The 19,826-nt window shown below is 67.8% G+C and carries 17 protein-coding genes, 1 other RNA gene and 1 pseudogene; 8 read left to right on the top strand and 11 right to left on the bottom strand.

All coding sequences use genetic code 11. From position 1 onward, the window contains the following. The first annotated feature begins 99 nt into the window (after positions 1–99). Together OG559_RS19775 and OG559_RS19770 are read left to right on the top strand one after the other, a co-directional pair. On the top strand, positions 100–942 hold the full coding sequence (locus OG559_RS19775) for a GntR family transcriptional regulator (protein ID WP_405105784.1): 843 nt from the start codon (positions 100–102) through the stop codon (positions 940–942). Beyond that, entirely contained in the window at positions 939–1,628 is a 690-nt protein-coding gene (locus tag OG559_RS19770; RefSeq protein WP_405105782.1) for an HAD family hydrolase, read from the top strand. The genes OG559_RS19775 and OG559_RS19770 overlap by 4 nt, the downstream gene beginning before the upstream one ends. Positions 1,629–1,748: 120 nt before the next feature. Here the strand turns inward: OG559_RS19770 and OG559_RS19765 are convergent, their stop codons facing one another. Beyond that, positions 1,749–1,943, bottom strand: a complete 195-nt coding sequence (locus OG559_RS19765; RefSeq protein WP_405105780.1) for a helix-turn-helix transcriptional regulator — start codon at positions 1,941–1,943, stop codon at positions 1,749–1,751. A gap of 458 nt (positions 1,944–2,401) precedes the next feature. On the opposite strand from OG559_RS19765, the gene OG559_RS19760 reads away from it, so the two are divergent. Continuing rightward, complete coding sequence (locus tag OG559_RS19760) at positions 2,402–2,710, top strand: hypothetical protein (protein WP_405105778.1); 309 nt, start codon at positions 2,402–2,404, stop codon at positions 2,708–2,710. Between the two features lie 338 nt (positions 2,711–3,048). On the opposite strand, the gene OG559_RS19755 is transcribed toward OG559_RS19760, so the two are convergent. From OG559_RS19755 to OG559_RS19745, 3 genes are all read right to left on the bottom strand, one after another. Then, on the bottom strand, positions 3,049–5,226 hold the full coding sequence (locus OG559_RS19755; RefSeq protein WP_405105776.1) for an NACHT domain-containing protein: 2,178 nt from the start codon (positions 5,224–5,226) through the stop codon (positions 3,049–3,051). A gap of 725 nt (positions 5,227–5,951) precedes the next feature. After that, positions 5,952–6,368: RNase P RNA component class A (gene rnpB, locus OG559_RS19750), an RNA gene on the bottom strand. Between the two features lie 158 nt (positions 6,369–6,526). Then, positions 6,527–6,649, bottom strand: coding sequence for a hypothetical protein (locus OG559_RS19745; protein ID WP_405105775.1), 123 nt, complete (start codon positions 6,647–6,649; stop codon positions 6,527–6,529). Between the two features lie 309 nt (positions 6,650–6,958). Here OG559_RS19745 and OG559_RS19740 point away from each other — a divergent pair, with 309 nt between their 5' ends. The 4 genes from OG559_RS19740 (at position 6,959) to OG559_RS19725 (ending at position 12,092) form a co-directional block, all read left to right on the top strand. Further along, entirely contained in the window at positions 6,959–7,687 is a 729-nt protein-coding gene (locus OG559_RS19740) for an NrtR DNA-binding winged helix domain-containing protein (protein ID WP_405105773.1), read from the top strand. Then, positions 7,684–8,841 (top strand): purine phosphorylase, encoded by a 1,158-nt coding sequence (locus tag OG559_RS19735; protein WP_405105771.1) that lies wholly within the window; start codon positions 7,684–7,686, stop codon positions 8,839–8,841. Before OG559_RS19740 ends, OG559_RS19735 begins: the two co-directional genes overlap by 4 nt. Continuing rightward, positions 8,838–10,829: a hypothetical protein gene (locus OG559_RS19730; protein WP_405105770.1), complete on the top strand. Its 1,992-nt coding sequence runs from the start codon at positions 8,838–8,840 to the stop codon at positions 10,827–10,829. Before OG559_RS19735 ends, OG559_RS19730 begins: the two co-directional genes overlap by 4 nt. A gap of 501 nt (positions 10,830–11,330) precedes the next feature. Continuing rightward, the gene (locus tag OG559_RS19725) at positions 11,331–12,092 is read left to right on the top strand and encodes a sulfite exporter TauE/SafE family protein (protein ID WP_405105768.1); all 762 of its coding nucleotides are present in this window, start codon (positions 11,331–11,333) and stop codon (positions 12,090–12,092) included. Positions 12,093–12,178: 86 nt separating this feature from the next. Here OG559_RS19725 and OG559_RS19720 read toward each other — a convergent pair whose 3' ends face one another. Beyond that, positions 12,179–13,411: an MFS transporter gene (locus tag OG559_RS19720; RefSeq protein ID WP_405105766.1), complete on the bottom strand. Its 1,233-nt coding sequence runs from the start codon at positions 13,409–13,411 to the stop codon at positions 12,179–12,181. 53 nt (positions 13,412–13,464) lie between these two features. On the opposite strand from OG559_RS19720, the gene OG559_RS19715 reads away from it, so the two are divergent. After that, positions 13,465–13,941, top strand: a complete 477-nt coding sequence (locus OG559_RS19715) for a MarR family winged helix-turn-helix transcriptional regulator (RefSeq protein ID WP_396671088.1) — start codon at positions 13,465–13,467, stop codon at positions 13,939–13,941. Positions 13,942–13,998: 57 nt separating this feature from the next. On the opposite strand, the gene mctP is transcribed toward OG559_RS19715, so the two are convergent. The 6 genes and pseudogenes from mctP to OG559_RS19685 form a co-directional block, all read right to left on the bottom strand. Continuing rightward, entirely contained in the window at positions 13,999–15,654 is a 1,656-nt protein-coding gene (gene mctP / locus OG559_RS19710) for a monocarboxylate uptake permease MctP (RefSeq protein ID WP_405116809.1), read from the bottom strand. A 58-nt stretch (positions 15,655–15,712) separates the two neighbouring features. Next, entirely contained in the window at positions 15,713–15,955 is a 243-nt protein-coding gene (locus OG559_RS19705) for a DUF3311 domain-containing protein (RefSeq protein WP_405105764.1), read from the bottom strand. A 238-nt stretch (positions 15,956–16,193) separates the two neighbouring features. Further along, a complete protein-coding gene (locus OG559_RS19700; protein ID WP_405105762.1) occupies positions 16,194–17,441 on the bottom strand; it encodes a bifunctional RNase H/acid phosphatase in 1,248 nt (415 codons plus the stop codon). 5 nt (positions 17,442–17,446) lie between these two features. After that, on the bottom strand, positions 17,447–18,184 hold the full coding sequence (locus OG559_RS19695) for a zinc ribbon domain-containing protein (RefSeq protein WP_405105760.1): 738 nt from the start codon (positions 18,182–18,184) through the stop codon (positions 17,447–17,449). A 94-nt stretch (positions 18,185–18,278) separates the two neighbouring features. After that, positions 18,279–19,139, bottom strand: a pseudogene (locus OG559_RS19690) (Nif3-like dinuclear metal center hexameric protein); the annotation flags it as partial. A 102-nt stretch (positions 19,140–19,241) separates the two neighbouring features. After that, complete coding sequence (locus OG559_RS19685; protein ID WP_405116806.1) at positions 19,242–19,823, bottom strand: flavoprotein; 582 nt, start codon at positions 19,821–19,823, stop codon at positions 19,242–19,244. Positions 19,824–19,826: the final 3 nt, after the last annotated feature.

Raw genomic sequence — 19,826 nt, 5'->3', positions numbered from 1 at the left:
GCCAGGTGGTGTGGATCAAAGGTAGGCCGGCTTGGCTAGTCATGTCAATGACAGTGTGGGAACTTTCCTAGCCTGGCTAGTCAGCGGTACCGTCCGTGCATGGCCCTTGACCCAGATGACCCGCGCACGCCGTCGCAACAGATCGCGGCCACCCTGCGCGCCGAGATCAAGACCGGGAAGTTCGCGCCCGGTGAGAAACTGCCGTCGCAACACGACCTCGTCGAGCGGTTCAGCGTCGCCCGCGAAACGATCAAGGCAGCCCTCCGCAAGCTGCAAGAGGAACGGCTGATCGTGACCCGTCAGGGCAGCGGCACCTTCGTCCGCGCCAACACGGAACGCCCGGTCGGACTACGCCCGCACGTTGAACGAGCGTTCGAGGCCACGAACGTCACGATCGACTTCGCCGGCTTCTCCGGCGAGACGCTGTACAACGCGATCCAAGAGACCTTGGACAAGGTCCGCATCGGACGCCTCACCCCGGAGTCGATCCGCGTACGCGTGCTGATCTCCGACATGACCGCCCCCATGGCGATCCCCTGCCGAGCCGAGGACCAGGCCGACGACCCCGGCATCCGCGCCCGAGCCCTCCGCATCACCGACAGGTCGATCCACGCCCTCACCGACGCCGTACAGGAACTAGCCGATCTCGGGTTGGTCAAGACCGCCACCATCGAGGTACGGGTTCACGGCGCCGCACCCCTGTTCAAGCTGTTCATCATCAACGAGCAGGAAGCGTTCTTCGGCTTCTACCCCGTCGTCGAGCACACCGTCTCCGTAGACGGCAAGCCGATGGCCATCTACGACGCGATGGGCAAAGACGCCATCCTGTTCCCGTTCACGCCCAGCGACGAGGACACCAGCAACGACGCCCTCTACGTCGAACAGGCCCGCGCCTGGTTCGACAGCATGTGGGGCACGATCGCCCGCGAGTACACGTCGTGACCGCCGCCGACCTGACCCAGGTGATCGACCGCGCCCGCGTCATCCTGCTCGACTTCGACGGACCCGTGTGCAGCATCTTCGCCCAACACCCGGCGTCGACCGTCGCCCAGGGGTTGCGCCGGCTACTCGTCGACCAGGCCGTCACCCTGCCGCCCGAGATCCTGGCCGAACGTGATCCGCTCGCCGTGCTCCGCTTCACCGCCACCGTCGGGCGCCCTGCCGTCGTTCGCCTGGTCGACGAGGCCATGACCCGCGAAGAGATCACCGCGGCCCGCACCGCCGAACCGACCCCGTACGGACGGGAAGTCATCGTTGCCGCCCAGCAGACCGGCCGACGGGTCGCCGTGGTCTCCAACAACTCCGCTGGGTGCGTCCACGCCTATCTGAGCGCCCGCCGACTGACCTCGTATGTGTATCCGGTGATCGGTCGGCCCGAGGCAGCACCCGAGCGGATGAAGCCGGACCCGTTCCCGGTGCTGGCAGCCGTGCGGGAGCTGGGCGCCGAGCCGGCGGAATGTGTTCTCGTCGGTGACTCGGTCAGCGACATCGAGGCCGCCCACGCCGCCGGGGTCACCGCCATCGGGTACGCCAACAAGCCCGGCAAGCGCGAACGGCTCGCCGCCGCAGACGCCATCATCGACAGCATGGCCGAACTGGTGACCGCCTTCGCCGTCGACGAGCTGTAGCACCGCCACACCGCACACGAGCGCCCCGGGAGATCGTCACCGGGGCGTTTCTCGTGTCGTCAATCGACGTGCGGCAGCCGGTCTGCACCGGAGACGGCACGCCCAGATGTCCGCCTGGAGCTAGTCCAGGTCCCCACGCTTGGCGGCAACCCACGCCTCCACATCCTCGGCAAGCCAGACGTTGCCCATCTGAAGCGTGGCTACCGGCTCAGGGAAGTCACGCCGGCTGGTGATCTGGTAGACGCGCTGCCGCGAGATGCCGCCGAGCATGGTCCGGATCTCCCCCGAACCCACCAACCGCAGCTTCTTGCCCATGACGCTGACGCTAGGCACACGCCGACTAGGTCTGCATCAAGTTGATGGACGCCTAGTATGCGCACGCTCTAGTCATCTACTCTTGACGGATGACTAGGTACAAATGGTTCCAGCGCCCCGCCCAACCCGTGGACTACGTAGCCGGTGAGCCAACCCCATCCGCGCACGACCGGGAGCCGCAGACGGGGACCAGTCGAGATGTCGCCTCGCCCCCAGAACAGCCCCGACGACCAGGGTCGGCGCGTGGCGTTCGGTGAAGGCCACCAAGCAGCGCAACCAGAGGTGAGCCGTGTCGATCCCGCAGAGACGGCCAGAGCCCCCGTTTCTCGTCCTGAGAGCCGGCTACATCGTCGACTTCCATCACCGCGCCGACTGCTCGGAATGCTCTGACGACGGATGCCCACGCCTGACGGCGGCCGGCGAAACCCTACGCGCCTGGCGAGACAGGAAGGACCGAAGTGAGGGCCGGTGACGTGCTCCACCTGACCCGCGCGGCAAGCCCTCAGTTCGTACGGCCGATCTTCTTTCGTCTCATCAAGGTCCGCGCGGAGCTACACACCTACTACGGTTGGACGTGGCTGGACGGCTATCAGCTAGACGACAAGGGCGACGCCGTAGCCCGCAGAGAGCTGTACGTCTTGGAGGCAGGCGTCAGGTTGATGAACTTACCTCCCACGCCACGGCCGAGAGCCATGCGTGAAAGGGTTAGCCCGCGATCCGCAGAGGACAGGCCGTTGACGTTGACACAAAAAGCCGGAGACTCGTGAAGGCTCACGCAACATTTGCTTGCACTGCCCTCCATCGACTGATGCGCGACACACGCCCGCCAACTGATCTGCGACACCTCAGCGCGCTAATCGCGGCAGAAGCGGACGGGCAGGGCGGACGGCGGTTCGAGCGCGTTTAGAGCGTATCGATCGCGGGGATCGATTCGGGCGCGACGCTGACCGGTAGCGGGCCTGTCTGGCATCCTGCCGGGGTAGAGGAATGGGCGTACGACGGCAGAATGTTCCAGATCACCTCGATGTACGCGCTGCCCGAGGCTTCACGCGCTCAAGAGCTAGAAGCGATAGGAGAGCAGACAGCGAACGAGCACCCTCCTTGGCTATGAGTGAGCCGACAGAACCAACCCAGCCTGACCACGCTCTCTTTGATCCGATGGATTTGCAGAACCTCTCACTTCATGGCTGGTAGCCAAGAAAGACTGAAGCTCCGCGTGGCGGAACTCGTAGCCGAGACCCGAAATCCGCATCAGCCCAGCAGACTGAGCCCAATCCAAAAAACGACCCACGAAGAAAGGAAAGCCGAACTTCATTCGAGTCACATGCGCTGCAATCAAATAATGAGCTGCCGACGACGAGTAGAGCCATCCAGAGAAGGCCAGCAACCCCAAGAGGAGACCTCCAGTAAAACCAATCATCTCGCCGATATAGACTCCATAAAACAGGCCAGCAAGGACAGCACCCATCAACGCGTAGACAGTGTCATAGCGCAGGGGCGCACGCGGCCCTAAATCACTAGCCTGAGCCGCAGAGGAGTCACCCAGAGCCATTAGCGAAATGCCTAGGAAAACAAGGATTCCCATGGATATTCCATACCACGGTTTAAATGAACCCATGAAGCTAACCAGAAGGGCAAACAAAATCCCAGCCACCATAATAAGCAGCGCCCTGGGATTACGCAGACGCCCAAGCCTCAACCGAGATGGACGACGAGCACGACTCGGACCATGCCGAGCAATCAGCGACACCAAGAACAAGTAATTCGAAAAGAAGATCGCGATATCAAGCCATGACCACACTCCCTCCTCTTCCCAGAAAGAGCCGAAGTTATTCACAATGCCATATACAAAGAAAGGAACGTGACACATAAGCCAGAAAGAATATTTATAAGTACGCGAAAATGCCTGTTCTGGAACAATGTCGAGAAGGTGATGCAATACAATCTGCGAGGTTGGGCTCTTGCCGCTGGTCATCATGCTGGCTATAGCACGTAGATAACGTTGGGCAACATCCGGCGAGTATCGCTTTGTTCCATACAGACGCACCTTCGCCTGAACGTAACTCTCGAGCAAGAGACTTTCAATTCTATCGGAATAACAAGCCTGCGATTCCTTGACCCGACGACCGTCGCCCTTAACGCTTTCTAGGGGAAGAAGTGCATTCGGATCACCACCAGTCAAGTAAAACTGAACAGCTACTGAGAGCTTCCAAGGGTTGGATAGCAATCTCTTGACCTCGCTCGCGCCAGCCCCTCGCAACTTGCTAAAAAGAGTCGACCACGCCTCTTGGTCAGCCTCCCCTCGACAGTGCATCGAGATGTATTCGATTGATTGAGGGACGGTGAGGGGCTTCAGTACGATCTCATCAGCATCCCGTACCCCTTGTCCGAAACGCCCGTAGTATCTGGAGCCCGAACGACAGACAACGACTAATCTCACGCCAGGGTTTTGGGCGATATAGTCATTAATCTTAGCAACGACTAACAATGCCCTGTCGCTAACCTCTTCTGAGTCAAGCTCATCTAGGCCATCGAGGATGGGAATAATAACTCTTCGACGCAACAGCGTTATGCAGACCTCTCGGGAAAGGCGATACCTCTCGGCCAACTGTCCAGTCAACCAACCATACGCATCAAGGTCAGCAGACCACGACGCGAGATTGAAATAGACAGGAACCCCGATACCACTATCACCTTGCGAAGAGCTTCTATCTAGTTCGCGCTTTTGCAGCAAACCCACGAGAAGCGACCGCGCTAGGACCGTCTTTCCGCTTCCTGGCTCTCCTAGTATTACTAGGCGACCCCGAGTTTGAGCAAGGAAGAATTCCGCCACTTCCCCGAGGTCACCTCCCTTAGAGACACCCCGATTGCTGGGACGAGACTTCCCGCGACGACCTGTGGTCGAGAGGACGAATCGAACCGCCGCCGGCCGCGAGTCGAGACGATCTGTAGCAAGCAAGCGCGCTAATTGGGTACCTTCAAGGCGAAGCACCTCATCGGCGAGCCTTTCGGCCACCTCTTTTAGCTGGTCCTTGGACGGATGATTAGCGGAGCGCCATTTATCGAGAAAAGTGAGCACCACGCCAAGCGCACCCACCGATAATGCCAAGATATTTGCCCATCCAACTTTGCTGTCGAAGCGTGCCGCATCATGCCGTTCAAGCCACGCCGCTCCAGGCACCCAAGCTGCCGCCAACACAAGGAAGGCCATTGCGACAATCTTGCCGATGCGCCCAAACCAGACACTCCGCGACAACTTTCCCACCAAAGCTCCGTCATCCACTTCTTCGATGGTCGGTAAGTTGACCAGCAAACCTTAAGGCCCTTAGTCGATCAATCCAACCTAGCGGCCCATATCGATAGCCCCAATACGGTACAGCATTACCCTCCTGGTGCGCACCACTGCTAGACAGTAAGGTCTTCATGCCACCCCTGCCAGCGGCGCATTCGGCAATGAATAAAGTTGCCGAATTTCCCTTTGTTTGATCAAGGCACCGCGCTCCGCGCGGTGCGGGGCGGCAAGCCCGGCCGGCGGCAAGCCGCCCCGGCCGCCTACGGCGCCGGGGCGGTGAGCCACCGACAGCCGCCGGGACGCCCGCCCCACCGCAGCAGGAACCAGGTCCAAAAAGGCCGTGACGGAAGCCGACGGGGCTGGTCTGGTCGTGTGGTCGGGGCTTCCGGCTGCCGCACCAGTCCAACCCCGGGACTGGCTTGCCACCGGATCGCGGGGTCGCGGCACCAGCTCCACCGCCAGGACGTGCCCGGCCCTCCCCCGCAGCCGCCGGCCATCGACTCAGGCCCTCAAGCGCCGACCAGGAAGGGGCCCTCAGGACGGCATAGCGTGCCGGACCGAGGCAAGGCCAATTGACCCAGCGCTCAGGGCGTCTCCAGGGCGTCAGGGCGTCCTCAGGGCGTCAAACGCCGGCCAATGTTGACCAAGAACGACCATCGACACCCGGACATAGAACCAGCTCAGAGCCTTGATCACGGCTCTAAGCTGGTGGGCGACGGACGAGTCGACCTGTACGCCGGATTCTGTGCCCGGCGCGTACCCCTCGCGGGGTCCGCGCCAGCGGCGGCCATCCATCTAGGCCTGCCGTCGCCGGCAGGCTCGTGCGGCCTACCCGCAGACATCGGGCGGGCAGCCCTCAAGCGTCTGCGCTGGGCCATCATCTTGCGATGGCGGCCCATTTTGGCCTTGCTCCGGGTGGGGTTTACCGAGCCATCCCGGTCACCCGGGATGCTGGTGGGCTCTTACCCCACCGTTTCACCCTTACCGTCCCCGTTGGGGTCGGCGGTCTGTTTTCTGTGGCACTGTCCCGCGGGTCGCCCCGGGTTGCCGTTAACAACCACCCTGCCCTGTGGAGTCCGGACGTTCCTCGGCGACGGGCCGCAGCCCGTCGACGCGACCGCCCGGTCGACTCGTCCGTCGCACTCCCCATCCTAACGACGTGGCGTCCGCGTCTATTGCGCCCCACCCTACGAGTGGGTGACGCCTCTCAGAGGACGCCGATCGTCACGACGCCCAGCCCGCGTAACGCCGGCCGGGTAGGCGGCATATGCCGACCGTCACCGTCCGTCCGTCACCAGTTCGACGCAACCTGCTCGTTGAAGATCCGTTCCCCTTCGCCCACCTCGGCGAACCGACCGGAGCCGACTACCCGGCCGGACAGGTCGAGCGCCCTCAGGCCGACCTGCGCACCCACGGGAGGGCGAGCTGCGCGGCTCCGTCGCGTACCGGAGCGAATGCCTGAACCTTGCCATCCGTCACGGCCTCGACCAGGACGGCAGCGGCGGTCCGACGAGGCACCGCGGGCAGCCTGTCGGTGAGAACGGCGTTGGCCGCCGGAACGCGCCGGCAGTCGGACCGCAGCCGGGTCAGCCCCCGCGCCGTCTGGCTCCTCACCGTAGTTAAGCGACGAAAGAAGCCAGCCTGGCTCACGCGTGAGTGGAGTGCTGGAATCCGACACTTGCCAGGCTTCCTGTCAGAGTGACAGTAAGCATATGGTTGATTCATGTCCGACGATCATTGGGTCGCACCGACCGTTCTCCTTGCGGTTGACCTCGTCATCCTCACGCTGCGGGAATCCCGTCTTCAGGTCCTGCTGGTAGAGCGTGGCGTCGAGCCCTGCCAGGGCACCTTGGCCTTGCCTGGCGGTTTCCTCAGCCATGAAGAGGAAGACCTCTCGGCCGCCGCCCACCGAGAGCTTGCCGAGGAGGCTGGTTTGGGACCGGATCAGTTGCACCTCGAACAACTCGGCATCTACGGTGCGCCGGATCGTGATCCAAGGGGGCGGGTGGTCTCTGCGGCTTACCTGGCCATCGCACCTCGGCTGCCTGAGCCGGTTGCCGGCACCGATGCGTCAGGGGCGTATTGGACGCCGGTGACGCAGGTGCTGTCCGGTGACGCGCATCTGGCCTTCGATCATGAGCAGATTTTGACCGATGGTGTCGACCGGGCGCGGGAGAAGTTGGAGCGGTCGGCGCTCGCGACCGCCTTTTGCGGCCCGACCTTCACGATCTCAGAGCTTCAGGACGTCTACGAAGCGGTGTGGGGGGTGCCGCTCGATGCGCGGAACTTCTACCGCAAAGTGCAGAGCGTGGACGGCTTCATCGTTCCCGCCGGTCCGACTCGCAAGACGGAGGGTGGGCGTCCCGCTCGGCTGTTTCGATCCGGCCCTCGCACGATCCTGCACCCTCCGATGACCCGACCTCACGGCCAGACCAGCAAGGAGACAGCGTGAGCACGAACAGCGGTCTCGTCGTGATCCTCACGGCGCTGAACCTCGAGTACGAAGCGGTCCGCGACCAGTTGACCGACCTGCAGGTGCGCCGGCACCCGGCCGGCACCCGTTTCGAGGTCGGCAGGATCGACCAGAGCGACTGCCGGGTCGCGCTGGGACTGGTTGGCAAGGGCAATCATCCGGCTGCGGTGCTCGCGGAGCGGGCGATGGCCGAGTTCTCTCCGGCCGCCGTATTGTTCGTCGGAGTTGCTGGTGGTCTGTGGCCCAACATTCAGCTCGGCGACGTCGTCGTCGCCAGCAAGATCTACGCCTACCACGGCGGCACCAGCGAGGACGATGGCTTGAAGGCCCGACCGAAGGCGTGGGAGATCCCGCACGAGGCCGACCAGATCGCCCACCACGTCGCCCGGTCCGCCACCTGGCGTGGTGGTCTTCCCGCAGGCTCAGCGCCTGTTGTCCATTTCGGGCCGATCGCCGCAGGGGAGGTCGTGCAGGACTCAGGGATCTCCGAACAGGCCCAATGGATCCGCCAGCACTACAACGACGCCGTAGCGGTCGAGATGGAAGCGGCCGGTGTGGCCCAGGCGGGACACCTCAATCGCGCCCTGCCCGTAGTGGTCATACGTGGCATCAGCGACCACGCCGACGGCAGCAAGGTAGCCAGCGACGGACAGCACTGGCAACCGAGGGCCGCACGTCACGCCGCCACATTCGCCACCGCACTGGCGCAAGAACTGATCAACGACGGTCCGGCCGGCCAGCCGGGCTCTGCGGACCGGGACGGGAGCCCAACGATGCGCATGAGCAACCGCAACATCGCCACCGGGAACGCTCGGGTCGGGGTGCAGGCCGGGCAGATCTACGGCAACGTCACCGTCGGCGCTGGCGCCGAGCGGCCGATCGACCTGGCAGCGAGCATCGCCGACTTGCGAACCCACCTCAAGCAGGCCCACCTCGACGGACAACTGGATGAAGAAACCTACGCTGCCGCCGAGTCGGAACTGGATGCGGCAACGGAATGCGTCTCGGCGGCCACACCCAAGAAGGGTGGCCTGCTGGTCGTGCTCAAGCGGTTGCGGGGTCTGGTAGCCGACGTGACTGAGTTGGCGGCGCGGCTGGCGTCGATCATCGCCGTGGTCCAGGGAATGTCATGACGACCCCGACCGCGACCAACGTCGCCCAAGGAGATGCGCACGTCGACGTACAAGCAGGAGTGGTTCACGGTGATATCAACTTCTACCGGCTACCGCCGAACCCAAGTCCAGAGGAGCAGTTTGTCTTCGCGTTGAAGTATCTCGACGCGCGAGTTCGTGATCAGGCGCGCACGCTCATCGAGAAGGCGATTGCCGGCGGGTATGTCACCACCGAGGTCCAGTTCTACCGGCTCATCGCTCTGCTGAGCGGACGCACCCTGCGCCAACTCGCCCCCGAGGAACTGGATCGCCTCACCGCTATCTGCGCCAACCTGCCCCACCTCGATGATCGTGACGAGTGGGCCGCAGGGTTGAAGGCGATCATCCGCCTCTTGGAGCCGGTCCGCGACGCCGAGGCGGAACTGGTGGTCAAGGAGATCGATGCACTGAACCAGCGCCAACGCGACGGGATCTACGGCCACCTCGAGGCGCTACTCGAGGGCGCGATGCAGGATGAGATGTGGCGGAAGTCCGTCGCCCTAGCGGAGTCGCAGCGCATGGAGGGGGATCGATTCAGCCGGGTCTGGAAATTCTTCCACCCCGCGCCCGCTCAGCCTCGAACCCTGCCGGTGCAGCCCGCCGCTGTTCCTCTCCGGGACTGGCTAAGCGCTAGTGCCGGCGCTGCCGTGTTTACCATCGCCGTGGTGCAGTTGATCGTGCTGGTGGCGGCTCGCGGCACGCTCGATCCGTTCCTTGGTCTGCTCGTCGGCCTGATCGGGCTGGCTGCCTTCTGCGTCGGCGGGGCGGACCGGTACTACCGTCGGACACGGCTCCGCGCGAAGGAAGGACAGATTCGTCCACCACAGCAGCGGCGACAAGAAGCATCACCGGGAGGCTTCGCCCGCAAGGTGGATCGGCTCTTTGCCCGCTACTTCGGCCGATACGTCCCCCGAGGAACCAACCGTACCTACTGGCTCGCCCAGACGGCGGGGATCCAGCGGCACCTCCGCGACGAGGTGGTCGAACTCTACCGAGAACAGCGCATCCAGGCAGCCCGAGTCGCCTGGCTCGTCCGACACTTGGTGAGCGATGTCCGAGGGCAATGGGAACGGGACACGCTGACGGCGTACCGCCAGCAGTTGCGCACCCCCTCTAGGACCAAGGCCCTCCACGTCGGTGGCCTGGCTCTCCTCACTGTGGGAAGCCTCTGGGCCGCTCCTGCCGTTGTGACCAGCGCTCCCTTGTCCGGCACGGGTTGGCTCCTGCTCGCGGCGGCGTCCGCAGTGCCAGCGGTGCGCTCGTCGTTCCGGATCATCGCCGAACGACGCAGAGTCGCCGACGACCAAGCGGAACGAAACGACAAGGACAGGGCCCGCTGGGCGGCATACCGCCGCTGGTGCCACAAGCTGTCCGACAAGCCGTCGGACACCGAGATGGCCGCTTGGTTGGAAGGCGACCGCAAAATTCTGGTCGACCAGGCCATGCGGCAGTACCGAGTCCGCCCCAGCCATGTGATCGCACATGCCTTCATCGAGGCGCCAGGACCCTCCTGCAAGAAGGCGCGGTACCCACAGGGTCCGTGGCGGTACGCCAGGTATCGTCTGCTGCTGTTTCTGCTTACCGACGACGGTGTCCGGCAAGCCAACATCGACCTCGATTTTGTAACCGCTACAACCCGCACCACCCAACGGCTCAATTACCGCTTCGACGCCGTCGCCGCCGTCCGGATCGACGGCATCGCTACCCAACAACAGACCTTCGAGTTGACGCTCTTCAACGGAGCTCCCATCTCCATCCGAGTGAGCGAACCTGACAATGAGTCGCTCCAGCACGACGAGGATCCAACCAAGATCGCTGAACTGTCGCTGGACGCCGCCGGGCTCAGCCACACCCTGCACGTCCTCGAAGGCGTCGCCGCCGAAGGCAAGGAATGGGTGAAACACCGACACCATCGCGCCGACGAAAAACTCGCGAACTTCCCGAGTACCATACGTGGAATGCTCGACTAACTCATGGCGGCACTCGTACCTCTACAGGGAATCGGCTATAACTGATGCCATTAGGGGCGCCGCGTGACGGTAGCAAATGATTCGAAAGGCTATCCCAAAGCGATCGCGTTTCCGCTGCTCATGGCATGTGCGGGTCGGCCGAACCGTCCGGCACCCGGCGTGGTGCGCCCGACCCGGTGCACCTTCTGAACCGGCCAGCAAGCCCGCTCTGCTGGTCGGCACTGCGGCGAGCCTGTCCGCGATTGTCGCGGTAGGCGGCGCGGACCCAATCGGCAAGGCGCTCGCCGGATAGCCGGCGCTGTCCATCCTCGCTCCGGTCAAGTTGCCGTTCTCCATGTTCGTCATGGAACCGATGATCAGCGGATGACCGTCCGGGACGATCAGCGGACGTCCTGGGGACGACCCCGGCGGCGGCCGTCACCGGCAACGACGCGGCGGGCGGTGCGAAGGTTGAGTCCGCGGTGGCGCGGTCCCTTCCGGCGCGTACTAGCCTCGGGGATCGTGGATCTCTCCAGCGCCGCGCTCCTGGTCGCCGCCGGTCTCGCCGCGGGCACGGTGAACGCGGTGGCCGGGGGCGGTTCGCTGATCACCTTCCCGGCCCTGATCGCGGTCGGCCTGCCGCCGATTCCGGCGAACGTGAGCAACTCCGTGTCGGTCTTCCCCGGTTACGTGGCCAGCGTGGCGGGCAGCCGGGCGGACCTCCCGCGCGGGCGGTCGCTGTGGCTGCTGCTGCCGACCACCGTCGCCGGCACGATCGTCGGCTGCCTGCTGCTGCTGGCCACCCCGGCGCGGGCGTTCGAGCTGACGGTGCCGTTCCTGGTGCTCGGGGCCACGGCCGTGCTCGCCTTCCAGGATCCGCTGCGCCGCCTCGTCGGGCACCCGGCCGACCTGGCTCCGCGCCGTCGTACGGTGACGGTGCAGGCCATGGTCGCGGTCGGCGCGGTGTACGGCGGCTACTTCGGCGCGGCGCTCGGGGTGATGCTGGTGGCCGGCCTGGCCCTGGTGCTGGACGCGACGCTGGCCCGGGTGTCGGCGGTCAAGAACCTGCTGTCCGCCACGGTCGGGCTGACCACCCTGGTGGTCTTCGCGCTGTTCGGTCCGATCAACTGGGCCGCCGTCGCGGTGGTCGCCCCGGCGACCCTGGTCGGCGGGTACGCGGGCGCGCGGCTGGTCCGTCGGCTACCGCCGGTGGTGTTGAAGACGCTGATCGTGGTGTTCGGCACCGGCATCGGCCTGTACCTGCTCTGGCGCGCGCTGCGCTGAGCCCGCGACCGGGGCCGCCCGGGGAACGGGGCGCGCCGCGCTGAGCCCGCGACCGGGGGCCGGCAGGGAGCGGGCTCAGCGGCGGCTCAGTACGCCTCGCCGACCGGCTCCTCCGGGGTGTGCTCGGCGTCGGTGGCGGCCCGGTTCCAGCGGGACCAGAGCACCCGCTCGCCGTAGCCGGCGGCCATCACGTGGGCGAAGGCCAGGTAGACCAGCACGCCGACGGCGAGGACGCCGAAGCCGACCCAGAACGGCAGGGCGAGGCTGTGCTCGGCGAGCTTGCCGGAGATGATCGGGGCGGGCGCGGCGGCGCCCCAGCGGACCAGGTTGAACGCGCCGGTCGCCACCCGGCGGTCACCGGAGCCCAGGCCGAGCGCCAGGTCGGTGAGGTTGGCGTTGGCCAGGCCCATGAACAGGCCGGAGATCACGAGCACCACCAGCGACATGGCGGTGCCGGTCGAGGTGGCGAACAGGGCCATGCAGACCAGCAGGCCGGCGATGGCCACGCCGACGGTCTGCACGGCGCCGATGCGGTGGGCGAGCCGGTGGCCGATCACCAGGATGCCGGCGGCCAGGCCGAGGCCCCAGCCGGTGAACGCCAGCCCCAGCGGGACGATGTCCAAGCCGAGGAAGAGCGGCGTGTAGCCGAGCACCACGAAGAAGACGAAGTTGTACGCGGCGGTGACCACGCACAGGGTGACGAACGCGGGCTTGCGGTAGGTCGAGAAGATCTGCCCGACGCGTACGGGCGCCTGCCGGTTGGCCGGCTCCCGGATCCTGCGGGACGCGACGGCCAGGGCGAGCACCATGAACACACCGCAGACGAAGAACGGCAGCCGCCAGCTCACCTGGCCGAGCAGGCCGCCGATCAGCGGTCCGACGGCGAAGCCGAGGCCGAGCGCGGTCTCGAAGAGGCCGACCACCCATTCGCGGTCGTTGGCGAGGTTGACCAGCACCACCATGGCGGTGGCGAAGAACATCGCGTTGCCCAGCCCCCACACGCCGCGCAGCACGGAGAGCTGGACGATGTCGTTGCTGAACGAGGCTCCGATGGCGGCCAGGCCGACCACCGAGACGCCGGTGATCAGCACCGGCTTGAAGCCGAACCGGCCGCTGGCCAGGGTCGCCGGGATCATCCCGACGGCCATCACCGCGATGTACGCGGTGAACAGCAGCTCGACCTGCCAGGCGGTGACCCCGATGGCCTCGCCGATGGCGGGCAGGATCGGGTCGACCACGGCGATGCCGGCGATGGCGAGGAAGGCCACCAGTGTGGTGGCGTAGATGGCACTGCGGTTGGGCTCGGTACGCCGATCCACTCTGCCTCCCAGATAGCTGTATCGTACAGGCAATTCGGTTGTATCATACAATCATGAGCGACGACCACACCACGGGAAGCGGGCCGGACGAGACCGCCCTCGCGCGGATCGAGACCGAGGTGGCGATGCTGATGCGCCTCGGCGAGGCGACCCGACGGGCCACCGGCACCGCCGAGCACCGGGTGCTGGACCGCGCGGCGTACGTGATCCTGCGGCACCTGGCCGTGGCCGGGCCGCAGAACGTGTCGGCGCTGGCCGCCCGGCTCAACCTCGACGGCTCCACGGTCACCCGCCAGGTCTCGGCGATGCAGCGGGACGCCCTGATCGCCCGGTCCCCCGACCCGACCGACGGCCGGGGCACGGTCATCTCCCCCACCTCGGCGGGGCTGCACCGGATGGACGCCGTGCGGGCGGCCCGCACCCGGCTCTACGGGGACATCCTCGCCGACTGGACGCCCGGGGACCGGGACACCCTCGCCGACATGCTCGCCCGGCTCAACGAGGCCCTGGAGAACCGCGCCCGCCGCTGAGCCGACCGATCGGCGCGCGGCAGGGCCCCAGGTCGACCTGGGGCCCTGCCGCGCCGCTCAGGCGACGGGTTCGGGGGCGGCGTCCGCGCCCCGGGTGGCACCGGGGGTGACGCGCGGGTCGCCCTCGTCGGCGAAGTAGTCGTCCGCGGTGGTGCCGTCGGCGCCCTCGGCCACCCGCGCGGCCCGCAGGGCCAGGGTGACCAGGGCGGCGACCACGAGGTTCGCCAGCACGGCCACGATGCCGACGTAGATCGTCTTCGTGGTGTCGAGGCCGAATTCGCCCAGCGGGAACGCCGAGCCGCCGAAGTGCGCCCGCTTCGTCGCCGGGTTGGGGATCTGGTAGAGCATCCACATGCCCAGGCCCATGCCGGCCGCCCAGCCGGCGACCAGCGCGCCCCGGTGGAACCAGCGGGTGTAGAGGCCCAGCGCCACCGCCGGCAGCGTCTGGAGGATGATCACGCCGCCGATGAGCTGAAGGTCGATGGAGAACTGCGGATCGAGGAAGACGATGCAGGCCACCGCGCCGACCTTCACCACCAGCGAGGCGATCTTCGAGACGTTCGCCTCCTGGGCGGGGGTGGCGTCCCGCTTCAGGTACTCCCTGTAGATGTTGCGGGTGAACAGGTTCGCCGCCGCGATCGACATGATCGCCGCCGGCACCAGCGCGCCGATGCCGATGGCCGCGTACGCGACCCCGGCGAACCAGTCCGGGAACTGCTGGTCGAACAGCACCGGCACCACCGTGTTGCTGTCCACGGTGCCGGCGGTCGCCCCGGGCAGCGGCTTCACCCCGGCCGCGATGGCCATGAAGCCGAGCAGCGCGATCAGCCCCAACACCAGGCTGTACGCGGGCAGCGCCGACATGTTCCGCTTGATCACGTCCCGGTTCCGGCTGGCCAGCACGCCGGTGATGCTGTGCGGGTACAGGAACAGCGCCAGCGCCGAGCCGAGCGCCAGGGTGACGTACTGGAGCTGGTTGTTGGCGTTGAGCAGGATCCCGTCGTTCGGATTCGGCGACGCGGCGAACTTCGCCTCGGCGGCGTCGAAGATGTTGCCCCAGCCGCCCAGCTTCTGCGGCAGCCAGATCACCGCCACCAGGATCACGATGTAGATCAGCGTGTCCTTCACGAACGCGATCAGCGCGGGCGCGCGCAGCCCCGACTGGTACGTGTACGCGGCCAGGATCGCGAACGCGATGATGATCGGCAGGTGCCGGGCCACCGCGCTGTCCCCGGTCACCCCCATGGTCTTGAGCACCGCCTCGATGCCGACGAGCTGCAACGCGATGTACGGCATGGTGGCGACGATGCCGGTGATCGCGATGAGCAGCGCCAGCACCGGCGAGTCGAACCGGCTGCGGACGAAGTCGGCCGGGGTGACGAAGCCGTGCCGGTGCGAGACCGACCAGAGCCGGCACAGCACCAGGAACACCAGCGGGTAGATCACGATCGTGTACGGCACGGCGAAGAACCCGGCCGCACCCGCGCCGAACATCAGCGCCGGCACCGCCACGAAGGTGTACGCGGTGTACAGGTCGCCGCCGACCAGGAACCAGGTGACCCAGCCGCCGAAGCTGCGCCCGCCCAGCCCCCACTCGTCGAGGTTGGCCATGTCCTTCGGTGCCCGCCACCGGGCCGCGACGAAGCCCATGGCACTGACCAGCAGGAACAGCACCGTGAAGACAATGATCTCGGTCAGGTGGTCGCGCCACATCACTGCACCACCTTCGTTCGCGACTGCGGGGCTCGCAGGCCCGGCTCACTCCTCGCGCTCACCGGTCACCCCGCTTCTTCGTGAGCCGGTAGACCAGCGTGGTGGTGGCCACCCCGAGCAGGATGTAGGCCAGTTGCAGCCAGTAGAAGCGCGGGAACCCGAACACGCGCGGCGAATCGGCGTTGAAGAACACCGGAATCAGCGGCACCACGATCGGGATGAACAGCAGCCAGTTCCAGGGGCTGTGGTCCTTCGCCCTGGACGACGCCGAGCCGGGCGTCTCCGGTTCGGGTGCAGCCATCCGACACACCTCCGGGAAGTCGTATCTCGCCAGTGACGGCCGCACGCTACGACCACGTGACCCCCGCCACACCCGATCGGCGTCCACCAATGCGCCAACCGGCCCCCCACCTGCGCCGAACGGCCACCCACCCACCCACCACCCACCCACCAAAACCCCGCGCACTTTCACGGAAAGAGTGGCCATTCCTCGGCGAATGGCCACTCTTTCCGTGAAAGTGCGCGGGGCGGGGGTGGGGTCAGGGGGTGGGGAGGTGGGCGGTGTCGTTGATCGAGCGGACCGCCAGGCCGCCGTCGGGCCAGCGGTCCAGGACGGAGATGCCGGCCGCGTCGAGGTAAAGCCGGTGCAGGAACGCGTCGTCGGCGCTGAGGGCGTCGCGCAGCACCAGCTTGATCGGCGAGACGTGCGAGACCACCACCACGATCTCCCCGGGGTACGCCTCGATCAGCGCGTCCGTGACCCGGGTCGTCCGGGCGGCGACCTCGGTGAACGACTCGCCGTCCGGTGGGGCGACGCGGGTGGAGGCGAGCCAGGCGTCCAGCTCCCCCGGCCAGCCGGCGCGCACCTCGGCGAAGGTGCGCCCCTCCCAGGCGCCGAAGTCGCACTCGATCAGGTCGCCGGCCGTGCGTACCGGGACGTCGCCGAGCGCCCCGGCGATCGCCTCGGCGGTCGCCGTACACCGGGACAGGGGCGAGCTGACCACGGCCGCGACGGACGGCGCGAGGGCGGCCACCCGGGCGGCTGTGGCCCGCACCTGGGCCCGGCCCCGCGCGGACAGCGGCACGTCGCCCCGGCCGGAGTAGCGGTGCTGCTCGGTGAACTCGGTCTCGCCGTGCCGGACCAGGATCAGCCGGGTGGCGGTGTCGCTGGGCTGCGGTTCCCAGGAGGCGGGGATGGTGGCCGGGTCGGAGCCGGCCCCCCGGGTGGCGGCGCGGGCGGCTGCCTCGCGGGCACGGGCCCTGGCGGGCGAGTCCGGGGCGGCCACCTCGCGCGGCGGCTCGACGATCGCAGCCGGCGCGGCGGTGCGGGCCGGCTCGACGATCGCAGCCGGCGCAGCGGTGCGGGCCGGCTTGCCGGCGGCGGCGTCCATCGCCGCGTTGGCGAGGGCGTCGGCGTGCCGGTTGCGTTCCCGCGGGATCCACTGGAAGCGCACCGCGGCGAACCGGCCGACCAGGGCCGCCGCCTGCGCGGCGAGCGGACGCAGCCCCGGGTGCTTGATCTGCCAGCGCCCGCACATCTGCTCGACCACCAGCTTGGAGTCCAACCGGGCCTCGACCTCGGCCGCGCCCAGCTCGGCGGCGGCCTCCAGGCCGGCGATCAGCCCACGGTACTCGGCGACGTTGTTGGTGGCGGTGCCGATCGCCTCGGACCGCTCGGCCAGCACCTCGCCGCTGGCCGGGTCCCGGACCACCGCGCCGTAGCCGGCCGGGCCGGGGTTGCCCCGGGACCCGCCGTCGGCCTCGATGACAACCGCGCGTACCGCCATCGCGCCTACAGCCCGGACTCGTTGGTGCGGACCATGATCCGGCGGCACTCCTCGCAGCGGACCACCTCGTCCGGGGCGGCCTTGCGGATGCGGGCAATGTCGGCGCCGGAGAGGTCCAGCCGGCAGCCGCCGCAGCGGGCGCCGGTCAGCAGCGCCGCGCCGAGGCCGCTGTCCTCGCGGATCTTGTCGTAGAGGGTGACCAGTTCGCCCGGCAGGTCGCCGGCGAGGGGCTGGCGGGCGGTCCGCTTGAACTCCTCCTCCTTGGCGATCTCGGCGAGGGCCTCGTCACGACGCTGCTCGGTCGCGGCCCGCCGCTCCCGCGCCTCGGCCGCCCGCCGCTCGATGCCGTCGAGCACACCCTGCGCGGTCTCCCGCTGCTCCATCAGCTCCAGCTCGGCGTCCTCCAGGTCGCTCTGCCGGCGGTTCAGCGAGACCAGTTCGTGCTGGAGCGCCTCCAGTTCCCGGGCCGGCCCGGTGCCGGCGGCGAGCCGCACCTCGTCCTTGTTCTTGCGGGCCCGGACCTGCTCGACGTCCTTCTCCAGCCGGGCGATGTCCCGGTCCAGGTCGTCGACGGCAACCTGGGCGCGGACCCGCTCGTCCTCCAGCGCGGACAGCTCCCGCGCGAGGCCCTCCAGCTCCGCCCGCTCGGGCAGGGAACGGCGGCGGTGGGCGAGCTGGGCGAGGGAGGTGTCGATCGCCTGGAGGTCGAGCAGGCGGCGCTGGACCTTGGGGTCAGCCTTCACGGTCTGGGCTCCTTGTCGTCCGCGGCGGGGCGGGGTCGGGGTCGGCGGCGGACACCGGGGCGGCGCCGCCGGGCGCGGGGTCGATGGTGACGGGGTCGGCGGGTGCCGAGCCGCCGCCGGGCGCGGCGGCGTGCACCGTCCACGGGTCGGTGTCCAGGTCGGACACCATGGTCTCGACGCCCAGCTCCGCCCGAAGCAGGGCGGCCAGGTCGTCCAGCCAGGGTCGTTCGGTCGCCCAGTGGGCGGCGTCGAGCAGAGCCGGGCCACCGGCGGCGAGGTGCTCGCCGGCGGGGTGGTGGCGCAGGTCGGCGGTGAGGTAGGCGTCGACGCCGGCCGCGGTGGCCGCGCCGAGGAAGGCGTCCCCCGAGCCACCGCTGACCGCAAGGGTACGCACCGTCCGCGCCGGGTCGCCGGCGGCGCGGACGCCCCAGGCGGTGGCGGGCAGCACGGCGGCGGCGTACCGGGTCAGCTCGGCGAGGGTCATCGGCCGGGGCAGCTCGCCGATCCGGCCGATCCCCCGGCCCGCGCCGGCGGCCGGGGTGCCCGGGGCCGGGGGTTGCAGCGGGCGCAACCCGGTCAGCCCGAAGCGGGCCGCCAGCGCGTCGGAGACGCCGGGATCGGCCACGTCGGCGTTGGTGTGCGCGACGAGGAGCGCCACATCGGCTTTGATGAGTTGGTGGACGATCCGCCCCTTGTACGTCGTCGGGGCGACCGAGGAGACCCCGCGCAGCAGCAGCGGGTGGTGGGCGACGATCATGTCCACCCCGGCGGCGAGGGCCTCGGCGACGGTCTCGGGGACGACGTCGACGACGCAGGCCACCCGGCGGACCTCGGCGGTCGGCTCGCCGAGCACCAGCCCGACCCGGTCCCAGTCCTCGGCCCAGGCCGGCGGGTAGTGCCGGTGCAGCGTCGCCACCACGTCGGCCACCGTCGGCGGTGTCGGGGTTGTGCTCACGGCGGGCCACTCTACCGGCGCGCGCCGTAGGTCAGGGCCGCGGCTGTGGACAGGGCCCCCGGGTGCAACGGAATCCGTCGACAAGGGGGCCCTGCTCCTCGATCAGGCGGCTGGGGTGACCGGGCAGCGCCGATCGCGGAGCGCCGCCAGGCCGGCGCCCCACGGGAACGTGTGCAGGTGACGCTCGCCGGCGCCGGGTGGATGCAGCGGCACGACGTGCTCACCGAAGACCACGTCCACCCCCCACTCGGCGAGCCGGGTCAGGCTGGCCCGGAAGGCCGGATGCCCGGCCATCGCGGCGTTGGTGAACGGCACCGCCACGATCGGCACCCCCTTGCCCTGCGCCTCGACCAGCAGGCCGAGGGCGAGGGTGTCGGTGATCCCGGCCGCCCACTTGTTGACCGTGTTGACCGTGGCCGGGCAGACGATCATCGCGTCGGCCGGCGGCAGCACGTCCAGGTCACCCGGGTCCTTGTACCTACTGCGGACCGGATGGCCGGTCTGCCGGGCCAACGCCGGCCGGTCGACGAACTTCGCGCCGTCCGGCGTGGTGACCACGCAGACCTCCCGGCCGTCCTGCTGGGCCAGCTCGACCAGGCGGCCGACGTGACCGGCCAGCGGCGACCCGCAGGCGATGACGTAGAGCACCCCATGGCGCTCGCTGCCGCGGTGCGGACCGTTCATACC

The sequence above is a fragment of the Micromonospora sp. NBC_01405 genome (assembly GCF_045040155.1).
GTDB lineage: Bacteria > Actinomycetota > Actinomycetes > Mycobacteriales > Micromonosporaceae > Micromonospora.
This window is presented reverse-complemented; position numbering and strand designations above follow the sequence as displayed.

What these genes read in the sequence shown, in the direction of transcription:
- OG559_RS19705 (WP_405105764.1), bottom strand. Translation starts at nt 15,955, where the DNA reads ATGGCTGCACCCGAACCGGAGACGCCCGGCTCGGCGTCGTCCAGGGCG.
- OG559_RS19775 (WP_405105784.1), top strand. Translation starts at nt 100, where the DNA reads ATGGCCCTTGACCCAGATGACCCGCGCACGCCGTCGCAACAGATCGCG.
- OG559_RS19740 (WP_405105773.1), top strand. Translation starts at nt 6,959, where the DNA reads ATGTCCGACGATCATTGGGTCGCACCGACCGTTCTCCTTGCGGTTGAC.
- OG559_RS19700 (WP_405105762.1), bottom strand. Translation starts at nt 17,441, where the DNA reads ATGGCGGTACGCGCGGTTGTCATCGAGGCCGACGGCGGGTCCCGGGGC.
- mctP (WP_405116809.1), bottom strand. Translation starts at nt 15,654, where the DNA reads ATGTGGCGCGACCACCTGACCGAGATCATTGTCTTCACGGTGCTGTTC.
- OG559_RS19765 (WP_405105780.1), bottom strand. Translation starts at nt 1,943, where the DNA reads ATGGGCAAGAAGCTGCGGTTGGTGGGTTCGGGGGAGATCCGGACCATG.
- OG559_RS19730 (WP_405105770.1), top strand. Translation starts at nt 8,838, where the DNA reads ATGACGACCCCGACCGCGACCAACGTCGCCCAAGGAGATGCGCACGTC.
- OG559_RS19715 (WP_396671088.1), top strand. Translation starts at nt 13,465, where the DNA reads ATGAGCGACGACCACACCACGGGAAGCGGGCCGGACGAGACCGCCCTC.
- OG559_RS19685 (WP_405116806.1), bottom strand. Translation starts at nt 19,823, where the DNA reads ATGAACGGTCCGCACCGCGGCAGCGAGCGCCATGGGGTGCTCTACGTC.